The following is an 11,712-nucleotide window of genomic DNA, read 5'->3' as shown; positions in this document are numbered from 1 at the left end:
AGATTATCTAAAAAATTTTTCTATTTCTGACATTGCAGAAGCCATGGAAAAGATAACCACTCTATCCTGATCTTGAACGACGAAGTCCCCTCTAGGGACTATGGTGTCTTTCCCACGAACTACCATATTAATAAGAGCTCCCCTTGGGAATTTTACCTTATTTAAAGGTTTTCCGACAATTTTTGAGCTCTTGGAAGCCGTATACTCTATGATTTCCGCCTTTTCGCCTTCAATGGTCGCCAGGGTTTGTATTCCTCTACCCATTGTAAGCTTAAGTACCTCGTTTACAGTAGCTTCCCTGGGACTGACTGCCAGGTCTATGCCAACCATTTCAAAGAGGGGCAGGTAGTCAGAGCGGTCAGCCCTGGCAATCACTTTCTTTGCACCCAGTTGCTTTCCAAGAAGAGCACACAAGAGATTTTTCTCATCGCTGTCCGTAACCGAGATAATAACGTCCATGTTCTCAATGCCTTCCTCCCTGAGTAGACTGATGTCAGTGCCGTCTCCATTTAAAATAAGAGCATTTTCAAGCATCTCTGCCACTTCTATGCAGCGGCTCTTTTTGTACTCGATAATTTTAAGGTCGGCATTTTCGTCTTTGTCTATCAGTTTGGCGAGATAAAATCCTACAATACCACAGCCTATGAGAAGAATTCTGTTTTTGTGGGGTACCTGGCTCCCTAAACTATTGCCTAGCCCTTCCATAGATTCAGGCTTACCCACAACTACCATATGGTCGTTTGCGCTAATTAGGTCGTTTCCATGAGGAATAATTATTTCATGCCCTCGAAAAATCGCACTAACAATGCAACAGTCAGCAAGCTTGAGGTCCTGAATCTGCTTTCCTACAAGTTTGCTTTCGGGCCTTATTGCAAACTCAGTCATCCGGACTTTTCCATCGGCAAACATTTCGGCACTTATCGCGGATGGACTTGACAGAATCTCAGCAACTTCGGAGGCAAGTGAAAGTTCAGGACAGATCATGAGATCGACTCCAACCTGAGCCCTTGAGGTTACAGGCGAATCAATATAATCCGGGTTGCTGACTCTGGCAATAGTTTTAGTTTCCTTCCATCCAGGCTTTCCTCGGGTAATCAGCTTGGCGGTCATGCAGGCTACAATGTTAACCTCATCTATGCCGGTCACAGCTACAAGCAAATCAGTATCTTGAAGAATATTTGATAGGATCTCAGCATTTGCCCCATTTCCTTCGATAACAAGAACATCAAGTTCGTCTGCCCGTTTTGATGCTTCTTCATTATTTTCAATAATTATTACATCATTTTTGGGGGAAAGAGCCTTTGCGATGTGATAACCTACTTCCCCTCCACCAATAATTATAACCTTCATAGCACACCTTCAGAAAACTGTTTTTAACTAACCTTAAAATACGAAACCTGGCGGACAAAAAGCAACAGGCACGAGATAAGTAAGATAGAAAAATTAAATAAATATAAAAAGTTAAGAACACCCAGATAATACAAAACTGTGAAACGCGGCCCAATAAACTGTTTGTGATAAAATTAATCAGCGTGTTGACCATCTCTAGATGTTAAATGTTTTGCAAACAGAGTTTGTAAGATCCAGGATCTTGTAAATACAACTGGAATATAACCGCGGTTAAAATTCTAAACTTAAACAATTATATAAATGTTTTCAAACTTTTGCAGCAAAAAAACAAATACCAAGTGAAAGAGTCCCAGGAAGAAGAAAAGGAAGAAGAAAAGGAAGAAGAAAAGGAAGAAGAAAAGGAAGAAGAAAAGGAAGAAGAAAAGGAAGAAGAAAAGGAAGAAGAAAAGGAAGAAGAAAAGGAAGAAGAAAAGGAAGAAGAAAAGGAAGAAGAAAAGGAAGAAGAAAAGGAAGAAGAAAAGGAAGAAGAAAAGGAAGAAGAAAAGGAAGAAGAAAAGGAAGAAGAAAAGGAAGAAGAAAAGGAAGAAAAGAATGGAAATAAAGATAAAGAACTAATTATAAATATTAATAAGGAAACATTAAATATTAACGTGAAACTAGAGCATTAAATACAAAATTATAATTGTTACAAAGAAAAAAGATGCCTCTAAAAAGGTTAAAATGCAGCTAAAAGCTGCTTTTAACCTTCAAAGGCATCCTTTACTTTCTCAAAAAAACCTTTGCTTTTTCGGGATTTTTCTGTGGATTTCTCGTTCCTGTCCTTTTCATCTTCATTTGGGTTTTTGCCGTTGCTCAAGGCCTCAAACTGGCGGAGAAGCTCTTTTTGTTCGTGAGTAAGTTTTTTCGGAGTCTTGATTACAACCCTGACGAGCTGATCGCCTTTTCTACTCCCGTGAAGGCGCTGAATTCCTTTATCTTTAAGCCTGAATACGGAATGGGTCTGGGTTCCTGCAGGAATATTCATCTTGACTTTCCCGTGAAGGGTATCGACCATTATATCCGTACCGAGTGCAGCCTGGGCAAAAGAGATAGGAAGCTCGGAAATTACATCGTAATCGACCCTCTTAAAGTAAGGGTGTTCCATCACATGAAGCACGACATAGAGATCTCCAGATGGAGCTCCTGGTTCTCCTGAATCTCCTTCTCCGCTGAGCCGCAGGTTCATGCCTGAATCGGCTCCGGCAGGAACGTTTACTGTGATTTTTCTTGTATTTCGGACTCTACCTGTACCGCTGCATACCGGGCAGGGAGACTCAATAACCTGACCCCTGCCGTGACAGGTGTTACAGGTTGTGGTGCTTACAAACTGCATACCCAGTCCGGAGCGAGTTGTGCGGATTTGACCTGTGCCGCCGCATGTGGGACAGCGCTTAGGGCTTGTTCCAGGTTTGGCTCCGGTTCCGGAACAGTTAGAACATCTTTCCGTTCTAGGGATATCGATATCTTTACGGACTCCAAAGGCTGCCTCTTCAAAGGTGATATAAAGGTCATACTGGAGATCGGACCCTCTCCTTGGACCCATAGGACCTCGTCTGCCACCCCCGCCAAAAAACATTTCGAATATATCTCCGAAGCCGCCGAAATCCGCACCACGGAAGATATCTTCTGCGCTATATTGCCCGTTTATTCCGGCATGTCCGAAACGGTCGTACTGAGCGCGTTTCTCATCATCTGAAAGAACGGCATAAGCCTCAGAGATCTCCTTGAACTTTTCCTCAGCTCCTGGTTCTTTATTCCTGTCAGGATGGTACTTTAGCGCAAGTTTTCGATAGGTTTTCTTTATATCCTCGGATGAGGCATCTTTGGATAATCCGAGAATATCATAATAATCACGTGTTGTGGCCATCAGGATTCCCTGTTATTTTAAAAAAGATAAAGTTCCGGAGCCTGCAAAGCCAGGTTTCCGGTAAGGCCTGAGAATCTCCAGGCCTGTTTCTCATTACCTTGGTTTTTATTTATTTACGCTTTTCGTCGTCAACTACCTCATAATCGGCATCAACGACTGTCTCATCAGGACCTTGTGCATCATGGCTTCCTGCTTCACCTTCAGCCTGCTGGGCTTGCTGAGCCTGCTGCTGGGCTTTCTGGTACATTGCAGTGGAAATTGGGTATACGGCTTCCTGAAGAGCTTCGGTTTTTGATTTAATATCTTCGCTGTCCTTACCTTCAAGAGCTTTCTTAAGGTCGTCGATTGCGGCAGTTACCTTTGACTTCTGGTCTTCGGTTGCCGCATCTCCGGCTTCCTTCAAAGTCTTTTCCGCAGCATTGATCAGGGCTTCGGCATTGTTCCTGGTTTCGACATCTTCTTTGCGCTTTTTGTCTTCTTCAGCATGCAATTCCGCGTCTTTGACCATGCGATCGATTTCGTCATCCGAGAGACCACCCGGCTTCTGGATGGAAATGGACTGTTCCTTACCGGTTCCGAGGTCTTTTGCACCTACATGCAGGATTCCGTTTGCGTCGATATCAAATGTAACTTCAATCTGCGGGATGCCTCTTGGAGCTGGTGGTATACCGTCCAGAGTAAAGCGACCGAGAGTCTTGTTTTCGGAAGCAACTCCTCTTTCTCCCTGAAGGACATGAATCTCTACTGAAGGCTGGTTATCAGCAGCAGTTGAGAAAACCTGACTTTTCTTGGTAGGAATTGTCGTGTTTCTCGGGATAAGTGGGGTTGCTATACCTCCGAGCGTTTCTATTCCGAGAGTCAGAGGAGTGACATCAAGCAGCAGGACATCTTTGACTTCGCCACCGAGCACACCGGCCTGGATGGCTGCTCCAATTGCAACGGCTTCATCAGGGTTGATGTTCTTGTAGGGCTTTTTGCCTGTAAAGTTTTCCACAAGCTCGACTACTGCAGGCATCCTTGTGGCACCTCCGACGAGAATCACTTTGTCAAGATCATTTGGAGTAAGCTTTGCATCGCTGAGAGCCTGGCGCATAGATACAAGGGTCTTTTCAAGGAGGTCCTCAGTCATCTTCTGGAACTGAGCTCTTGTCAGGTCAATATCAAGGTGCTTTGGTTCTCCGTCCGCACCAACTGTTAGGAAGGGAAGGTTGATATTTGTACTTGCAACTCCAGACAGCTCGATCTTGGCTTTTTCCGCAGCATCAGTTAAACGCTGGAGTACAGCCTTGTCTTTGGAGAGGTCGATTCCCTCGATTTTCCTGAACTCAGCAAGTAAGTAATTAACTATACGCTGGTCGAAGTCATCTCCTCCAAGGCGAGTGTCACCACTTGTAGATTTCACCTCAAAGACTCCGCCTCCGAGTTCGAGAATAGATACATCAAAGGTTCCGCCACCCAGGTCATAAACAAGAATTTTTTGTTCTATATCTCCCTTATCGAGACCATAAGCCAGGGATGCGGAAGTTGGTTCATTGATAATTCTCAGGACATCAAGGCCTGCAATTGCCCCTGCGTCCTTTGTAGCCTGTCTCTGGGCGTCATTGAAATAAGCAGGAACCGTGATAACAGCCTGTTTGATAGTCTCTCCAAGATAAGCTTCTGCATCGGTCTTGAGCTTCTGAAGAATCATTGCAGAAATTTCCTGCGGCTTATACTGTGTTCCCTGAAGAGTCACCGTGTAATTGGCATCTCCCATATGCCTTTTAATGGAATAAACAGTATTTTCAGGATTCGAAATGGCCTGCCTCTTTGCAACCTGTCCTACAAGTTTCTCTCCTTTTTTGGAAAATCCGACCACTGATGGGGTTGTTCTGGCGCCTTCGGCATTTGGAATCACGACAGCTTCTCCGCCTTCCATTACTGCCATGCATGAGTTCGTAGTACCAAGGTCAATACCAAGTATTTTTGCCATGTTTTATCCTCACTAAATTATCTGGTTAAATTATTCGACTACAGTTTTTAATTCGATCACAATGTTAAATAAAATACTTAAATAAATTAATAAGTTTAAATAAATTAATAAGTTAAATTATTTATTGAGTTATCTGGTAAATTTATAGTAAAACTATTCATAATTATGTTCAGTTTAATTATGTTCAGTTTAATTATGTTCAGTTTAATTATGTTCAGTTTAATTATGTTCAGCTTAATTAGAGAGTAAGCATGCCTGAATTCAGGAGTAAGATTTTTCTCCTTTATTTCTCGGCTTCATCAGGATTTCTGGCCACTGAGACCATAGCAGGCCTGATAACTTTAGAGTTAAGAGCATACCCGGTTTTGTAAACATCTACTATAGTATTGTCCGGGACTTCGGAGGTCTCGATATGGTGAACTGCCTCGTGCCTGTGAGGGTCAAATTCACTGGCTTTTTCACTTTCGATTTTCTCAAGCCCGTATTTTTCGAGGATTGAAAAAAACTGCCTTGAAAGCTGTTCTATTCCGCTGACGATTGAGCTCATGTCTTCTGCGGTTTTTGCAGATTTAAGGGCGCGATCGAAATTATCCGTTACTTCAACAAAGTCAAGAAGTACCTGCTCAAGTACAGCTTTCCGGTTTTCCTCCATCTGGCGGGCGGTCCGTTTTTTGAAATTGTCAAAGTCGGCTGCAAGTCGATAATACTTCTCCATGAGAACTTGTTTCTCCTCCTGGCACTTGACCTCAGGACTTTTCTCAGCTTCCGAACTGGCAGAAGCCTCTTCGGGGTTTTCCCGTGCTTTATTAACCTCTTCCGCCGAAGAACCAGAATTTTGGGCTTCAGAATTTTCAGCCCCAGCCTTGGTATCTTCTTTAGAATTCTTATTTCCATCTTTATTGAATATTTTCATTCGTCGAACCCCATCAAGTAAGTATAACGGTTTCGCTCGTCCTGATCTGTGATTGTTTGTAATTCTATAAATAGTTTTCGTGTGTTTGGGGATACACATCACCCAAGAAAGCGAAGAAAAAGAAAAATCAGTAAAAGTGGTTTTGAAGTTTATCGAAAAGTGTTTTGAGCATTACTACGCTTGCAATCATGGAAGCCGCGACTGCTGAAATAACCTGATCCCATCCGATGGCTGAAATTCCTCCTCCCAGTGCAAACTGTACGCCGCCTACAAGCGACACAAAAACAAAGGAAAATCCAAAGCCTGCAAGAGCTCCTCCAACAAGGGAACTCAGGGTGTCAAGTCCATGTTTTTCGTAAAAAACCATGCCTGCAATAAACATTACAGCAAAGATTAAAAGTACAACTGCGGAGGGCAATGGACTTTCTTTTGTGGAAAAAACCTCAAAGAGCCCAAGACCCATATCAACCAGAAATATACCCATGAAAACCGCAATAGCAAGAGTTTTGACAAATGGGTTTTCAAAGATCGACTGAGAATTTGGGTTTATACTGTTAATATTACCAGGTACCTTTATGTTTTTCAACGTTTAACTTTATGGTATAAACTGTATAATTTATATAAACTTTTACATACTCAATTTCATTTTTAGCAAGGCTTTTCAAAAAAATTGCTTGAGTGAAAACCCCAGCAAAAAGTCTTAGTCGGCGTGATCACAACCCTTTTCAAAAAAGTGTTGACCGAAAACTCCAGCAAAAGATCTTAGTCGGCGTGATCAAATGGAGCAACGATTGATCACGCCGTTTTCCGGGTTTTTCGGTCAAGCCTTTTTTGAAAAGGGTTGCGCTCAAGCAATTTTTGAAAAGGATTGCGCTCAAGCAGTTTTTCAAAAGGATTGGAACAAAAAGTAATAAATAAGTTCCCGAGTTTTTCCTTTCCGATGAAAATCCTGATTGCAGAATTTGCTGTTGGCACGGACATTGAAAAGTCTCTTATTCCGGAGGGAGCTGCCATGCTAAAAACTCTCTCGGAAAGCTTTGTTCGTCTTGGGCATGAGGTATACTACCCTTCAGCAGGTACGAAAATCTGCGCAGGCACGTGCATCGAATCTACAGCTGAAAATTTCATGCAGGTAATTGAGAGAAAAGCAAAAGACTGTGATGCAGGGCTGATTATTGCACCTGATTCCATGCTTCCCGAGTTGAATAAAGTCCTTGAAGAAAATACCGTAAACCTGGGATGTTCACCTCAGTCGGCAGCCTGCTGTGCTGATAAGCTGATGTGCACGGAAATTCTGACGAAAGCCGGAATTAAAGCCCCCAAGATCGCAAAAAAAGCTGAAGAAGGCAAAAAGTATGTTACAAAGCCCAGGTTCGGCTGCGGTGCAGAGACGACATGCCTAGTCACGGAGTTTGAGAACAATGAAGAATTTATTGCAAGCGAGTATGTTGAAGGAAAAACTCTGAGCGTAAGCCTTATCGCAGGAAAAAAACCGCTTCCTCTTACCGTAAACTGCCAGTTTATAGAGTTTGGCGAGAAAGAGATTAAAACCAGAGAACATGAGAAAGCCGCATCTTCCGGCATAAAATACAATGGAAGCCTTACTCCTTATCAGACTCCAAGGAGAGATGAACTCTATGAAACCGCGATCTCCACAGTTAAATGCCTGGACTGTTTCGGATATGTGGGTGTAGACATCATACTTGCTGATCTTCCGTATGTAGTAGATGTAAACCCCAGACCTACAGCCTCGCTTTTCGGCATTAGCCGCGTTATGCGAGAGGAAATTGGAGACCTACTTTTGAGAAATAAATTTGGAGAACTTCCGGACTCTATACATACTGAAGGAGAATACCGCTTTTCAAAGGATGCATTGGGCGAGCTTTTCGGAAGAGCTTGAAAGGTATAGGAAACAGATTGAAAAGCCAGAAGCTTGGAAGATAGAGAATAGATTGAAAAGCTAGCGGCTTGGAAGATAGAGAATAAATTGAAAAAACATGATAAAGGGCTCAAAAATGAATTCTAAAATTATCGGGCTTGATATTGGAGGAGCGAATACTAAACTTGCCTCCTCGGACGGAACTATTGTAGAACTGCACTATTTGCCTCTCTGGAAGAATACACGGCTTCCGGAAGTTTTAAAGGAAATCGCACAGCAGCTGCAACCCGAAAAAGTCGCAATTGTTATGACCGGTGAACTTGCAGATTGCTTTGAGGACAAGGAACAGGGAATCCGCTTTATAAAGTCATGTGTTGATTCTGCCTTTGGGCTCTCAAAAGTGTCTTATATAAACAGTCTGGGAAGGTTCCAGAGTGAAACTGACGATATGAGGGAACTTGCTGCTGCCAATTGGGCGGCTTCAGCCAGGTTGATAGGAGAAGATATAGGAGACTGTGTTTTTGTGGATGTGGGAAGTACCACAAGCGATATTATCCCTATTCTATCAGGCGAACATAAAGCCGGCCTTACTGACTTTGAGCGGCTGGTCAGAAGCGAACTCGTGTATGCAGGCACCCTCCGGACAAACCTTTCTGCACTTCTCGAAAAAGTAAAGCTTGAAAGAGGTTGGTGCAGGACAGCTTCCGAACTCTTTGCTACAACTGCAGACGCTTATCTTCTGCTCGGAAAAATTGATGAAAGCATGTATACATGCGAGACTGCTGACGGAGCAGGCAGAAGCAAAACCGACGCTATGCGCAGACTTGCAAGACTGGTATGTGCGGACCTTTCTGAAATCCGGGAGGAAGAAATCTACGAAATCGCTAACCAGGTAAAGGAAAAGCAGATCTCTGTCCTGGCTGAGGCAATTTCCGAGGTTGCGGAAAAGAACAAACTTAAAAGAATCGCAGCTGCAGGTCTTGGAGAATTTCTGATAAAGGAAGCTGCAGAAAGGCTTGGTTTCGAATATATATCAGTATCTGAACACTGGGGGAAAGAGATTTCAAAAGTTTTTCCGGCATATGCGGCTGCCAGGCTGCTTGCCTGCAAGCCTTTTTAAAAACAACCCTTTTGAAAAAAGGCTTGACCGAAAACTCCAGCGACAACGTGGTCTGCGTGATCACAACCCTTTGAAAAAAGGCTTGACCGAAAACTCCAGCAACGTTTGAATTTGATAAACTTATCCCCGAACCCTATCGGTGTGATCACAACCCTTTTGAAAAAAGGCTTGACCGAAAACTCCAGCAGCAACGTGGTCTGCGTGATCACAACCCTTTTGAAAAAAGGCTTGACCAAAAAAACCATTGCTAAATCTAAACTTCATGAGGCGTGATCAAACGGCTCAGCAGTTTGTGTCACAAGCCTTCTTAAAAAAGGCTTGAGCGAAAATTTCAGTAATGACGAGATCAACATCGTAACAGTTTTTGTGGCTCAACGGTTGCCTAAAAGGAAACATATGAGAGTGGTAATTAAAATAGGAGGAAGCCTTATCAAAGAGGCTCCCGAGCTTGTAGATAGGCTTGTAAAGGAATTTGGCTCAGGAAGCCCGATTCCAGAGGAAGCGCATGCATCTGAAGGACTTCCTTGTTCCGTTCTAATAGTACCCGGAGGAGGCGTTTTTGCTGATGCTGTGAGGAAAACTGATGAGAACTTTTCCCTGAGTGAGGATGCTGCGCACTGGATGGCTATAATGGGTATGGAACAGTATGCCTGCTATCTTAAGGATAAAAGCCGCGCACTGGGCATAGATTCAATAGCCAATCTGCCTCAGGGTGTGTCTGTTCTTTTTCCATACAGACTCTTAAGAACGGAGGATCCTCTGCCTCATAGCTGGGATGTGACCTCGGATACTATCGCGGCCTGGGTTGCAAAGCAGATTGGGGCAACTTTAATAAAGGCCACAGATGTGGACGGTATATTCAGAAATGGGAAATTAGTCAGGGAAATTTCTGCTGTCAGCTATAGAGGAAGTCGCGAAAGCTGTATTGATTTTGCCCTACCGGGATTTCTCCTGAAAAACCGAATGGAGTGCCTGATCATAAACGGAAAATTTTCAGATAGAGTAATTCATGCTGTATATGGGAAGTCTGTGCTCGGTACTGTGGTAAAGGGGAATATTTAAATCGTATATCGTATATGACTAGGGCAGAAGCAAAGCGTGTCCAAAAGCATTAATTAAATTCAGTTCATTAAATCTGCTAATGTTAACAAAGGTGCCCGGAAAAGCAGAAGCTCGATGCTTAAGGAAGGCGCCTGATTCACCGGCAACTCATTACAAAATTTACTATTTGAAGTAAATATTAAGGAGAAAAAAAATGTCAGCACAAAAAGTTGAGTACTGTACCTCATGCGGAATTCGCCTCGTGGAAAAGGGTTATGTAAAGTTTCCCTGCCCGCAGTGCGGATCAGAAATCGGAAGATGTGGAAGCTGCAGACAGCAGGGTAACGTATACACTTGCCCCAAGTGCGGATACAAAGCACCCTGATTCGGCAATAATCCCGAACCAGATTTATGCCGAAAATGTAAATGAAATAAAACTCGGTCAAAAAGATCAGATAAAAGTATAAGAGGAATCAGAATGGGTGACGTTGCAGCAAAGATTAAAATTATGCCAGAAAGCGTTGATACTGACCTTGGAGAGCTGAAAGAAAAGATAAAGGGCGTAATTCCAGCAGGGGCCGACCTTCACGGAGATATTGTTGAAGAGCCTATCGCTTTTGGTTTGAAGGCTCTGATTGTAACATTAATCGTTAATGATGAAGAAGGCGGAACTGAGCCTGCAGAAGAAGCCTTTGCAAAAGTTTCCGGCGTTGAAAACGTCCAGGTTGTGGATGTCTATCGTATTTAAAAGGAGAAAAGACCCGGACAATGTGTCCGGAAAAACCATCTTTCATATTCTCCTTTCTTCAAAAGGGCTCGTAGATCAGGGGAAGATCGTTACGTTCGCAACGTAAAGGCCGCGGGTTCAAATCCCGCCGAGTCCATTAAAAACTTTTAATAATCCCGATTAATACTATTTTTTTAAGTTTATTTTTTACAATAATCGTCACTTTCAATAGCTAGGTGTAATCCAGCAACTTTTAGGTTTCCTTTAGAGCATCTCTTTCTTAAATATATAAATAGATTTTATAAATTAGATTACAAGAAAGAAACGGTTACATTTTTGAGACAAACTGCCCAAAAATATAAACAGTAGTCAATGCCCATGTCAGGTCTAGAAAGAGCTCATTCCAAAACCTAGTTTTATTCTCAAAAATCAGTAAAGTTTCAGAACTATTTTTCCATAATCTGAAACTCGATTAACTATTCAGAATATGATATTCATAGAAGCAATTTTGAGTTTTGGGATCCGCTCAATGAAAGTTTTTATGCTTCATGCATGCGTCAACAACTTATGATATTCCTAATAAGGTTTTTCAACAGAACTGCGAAGGGCAGCCGGGCTATACATGGGCATTTCTGTGCTGTCTCCAGCGACCTTACCGCATGTATGAGTTTAAGACCAACCTGTGGTTCGTATTTTGTGCATACGATTGCTTTCATTTACGTGTCTCCCTTTTTGCCCTGTAATTTTTGCATGATCTACCGTACAACCTTGTAGTCGCTGCCCTTTTCCTTCGAGCTTCTAATT

The 11,712-nt window shown here is 42.7% G+C and carries 13 protein-coding genes and 1 tRNA gene; 8 read left to right on the top strand and 6 right to left on the bottom strand.

What is annotated here, in order from left to right; all coding sequences use genetic code 11:
* Window positions 1-3: 3 nt before the first annotated feature.
* A complete protein-coding gene (gene trkA, locus MSBRW_RS06960; RefSeq protein ID WP_011308342.1) occupies window positions 4-1,350 on the bottom strand; it encodes a Trk system potassium transporter TrkA in 1,347 nt (448 codons plus the stop codon).
* A gap of 338 nt (window positions 1,351-1,688) precedes the next feature.
* Here trkA and MSBRW_RS21935 point away from each other — a divergent pair, with 338 nt between their 5' ends.
* Entirely contained in the window at window positions 1,689-2,018 is a 330-nt protein-coding gene (locus MSBRW_RS21935) for a hypothetical protein (protein WP_011308343.1), read from the top strand.
* Between the two features lie 71 nt (window positions 2,019-2,089).
* Here MSBRW_RS21935 and dnaJ read toward each other — a convergent pair whose 3' ends face one another.
* The 5 genes from dnaJ to MSBRW_RS22905 all read right to left on the bottom strand — a co-directional run bounded on the left by dnaJ (window position 2,090) and on the right by MSBRW_RS22905 (window position 7,155).
* A complete protein-coding gene (gene dnaJ, locus MSBRW_RS06950; RefSeq protein ID WP_011308344.1) occupies window positions 2,090-3,256 on the bottom strand; it encodes a molecular chaperone DnaJ in 1,167 nt (388 codons plus the stop codon).
* Window positions 3,257-3,365: 109 nt separating this feature from the next.
* Complete coding sequence (gene dnaK, locus MSBRW_RS06945; protein WP_011308345.1) at window positions 3,366-5,228, bottom strand: molecular chaperone DnaK; 1,863 nt, start codon at window positions 5,226-5,228, stop codon at window positions 3,366-3,368.
* A 283-nt stretch (window positions 5,229-5,511) separates the two neighbouring features.
* The gene (gene grpE / locus MSBRW_RS06940; RefSeq protein ID WP_011308346.1) at window positions 5,512-6,141 is read right to left on the bottom strand and encodes a nucleotide exchange factor GrpE; all 630 of its coding nucleotides are present in this window, start codon (window positions 6,139-6,141) and stop codon (window positions 5,512-5,514) included.
* 127 nt (window positions 6,142-6,268) lie between these two features.
* Entirely contained in the window at window positions 6,269-6,727 is a 459-nt protein-coding gene (locus MSBRW_RS06935) for a hypothetical protein (protein ID WP_011308347.1), read from the bottom strand.
* A 209-nt stretch (window positions 6,728-6,936) separates the two neighbouring features.
* Window positions 6,937-7,155, bottom strand: a complete 219-nt coding sequence (locus MSBRW_RS22905) for a hypothetical protein (RefSeq protein ID WP_196298061.1) — start codon at window positions 7,153-7,155, stop codon at window positions 6,937-6,939.
* Here MSBRW_RS22905 and MSBRW_RS06925 point away from each other — a divergent pair.
* The 7 genes from MSBRW_RS06925 (at window position 7,154) to MSBRW_RS06900 (ending at window position 11,065) form a co-directional block, all read left to right on the top strand.
* Window positions 7,154-8,041 (top strand): ATP-grasp domain-containing protein, encoded by an 888-nt coding sequence (locus MSBRW_RS06925; protein WP_230669992.1) that lies wholly within the window; start codon window positions 7,154-7,156, stop codon window positions 8,039-8,041. The two genes, MSBRW_RS22905 and MSBRW_RS06925, sit on opposite strands and share 2 nt — an antisense overlap.
* Before the next feature lie 115 nt (window positions 8,042-8,156).
* Window positions 8,157-9,140 (top strand): hydantoinase/oxoprolinase family protein, encoded by a 984-nt coding sequence (locus MSBRW_RS06920; RefSeq protein ID WP_011308349.1) that lies wholly within the window; start codon window positions 8,157-8,159, stop codon window positions 9,138-9,140.
* A 111-nt stretch (window positions 9,141-9,251) separates the two neighbouring features.
* Window positions 9,252-9,413 carry a hypothetical protein gene (locus MSBRW_RS21930; protein ID WP_155398142.1) on the top strand — a complete coding sequence of 54 codons (162 nt, stop codon included), beginning with the start codon at window positions 9,252-9,254 and terminating at the stop codon, window positions 9,411-9,413.
* 123 nt (window positions 9,414-9,536) lie between these two features.
* On the top strand, window positions 9,537-10,202 hold the full coding sequence (locus MSBRW_RS06910; RefSeq protein WP_011308350.1) for an amino acid kinase family protein: 666 nt from the start codon (window positions 9,537-9,539) through the stop codon (window positions 10,200-10,202).
* A gap of 193 nt (window positions 10,203-10,395) precedes the next feature.
* Window positions 10,396-10,566 (top strand): zinc finger domain-containing protein, encoded by a 171-nt coding sequence (locus MSBRW_RS20875; protein ID WP_011308351.1) that lies wholly within the window; start codon window positions 10,396-10,398, stop codon window positions 10,564-10,566.
* Between the two features lie 93 nt (window positions 10,567-10,659).
* Window positions 10,660-10,929, top strand: coding sequence for an elongation factor 1-beta (locus tag MSBRW_RS06905; RefSeq protein WP_011308352.1), 270 nt, complete (start codon window positions 10,660-10,662; stop codon window positions 10,927-10,929).
* A gap of 64 nt (window positions 10,930-10,993) precedes the next feature.
* Window positions 10,994-11,065, top strand: a tRNA-Ala gene (locus tag MSBRW_RS06900).
* The last annotated feature ends 647 nt before the right edge of the window (window positions 11,066-11,712 follow it).

This window comes from Methanosarcina barkeri str. Wiesmoor, from assembly GCF_000969985.1.
In the GTDB taxonomy this organism is placed as follows: domain Archaea; phylum Halobacteriota; class Methanosarcinia; order Methanosarcinales; family Methanosarcinaceae; genus Methanosarcina; species Methanosarcina barkeri_B.
This window is presented reverse-complemented; position numbering and strand designations above follow the sequence as displayed.

Coding starts and splice junctions, on each gene's coding strand:
- trkA (WP_011308342.1), bottom strand. CDS start 1,350: ATGAAGGTTATAATTATTGGTGGAGGGGAAGTAGGTTATCACATCGCA.
- dnaJ (WP_011308344.1), bottom strand. CDS start 3,256: ATGGCCACAACACGTGATTATTATGATATTCTCGGATTATCCAAAGAT.
- dnaK (WP_011308345.1), bottom strand. CDS start 5,228: ATGGCAAAAATACTTGGTATTGACCTTGGTACTACGAACTCATGCATG.
- grpE (WP_011308346.1), bottom strand. CDS start 6,141: ATGAAAATATTCAATAAAGATGGAAATAAGAATTCTAAAGAAGATACC.
- MSBRW_RS06925 (WP_230669992.1), top strand. CDS start 7,154: ATGCTAAAAACTCTCTCGGAAAGCTTTGTTCGTCTTGGGCATGAGGTA.
- MSBRW_RS22905 (WP_196298061.1), bottom strand. CDS start 7,155: ATGGCAGCTCCCTCCGGAATAAGAGACTTTTCAATGTCCGTGCCAACA.
- MSBRW_RS06920 (WP_011308349.1), top strand. CDS start 8,157: ATGAATTCTAAAATTATCGGGCTTGATATTGGAGGAGCGAATACTAAA.
- MSBRW_RS06910 (WP_011308350.1), top strand. CDS start 9,537: ATGAGAGTGGTAATTAAAATAGGAGGAAGCCTTATCAAAGAGGCTCCC.
- MSBRW_RS20875 (WP_011308351.1), top strand. CDS start 10,396: ATGTCAGCACAAAAAGTTGAGTACTGTACCTCATGCGGAATTCGCCTC.
- MSBRW_RS06905 (WP_011308352.1), top strand. CDS start 10,660: ATGGGTGACGTTGCAGCAAAGATTAAAATTATGCCAGAAAGCGTTGAT.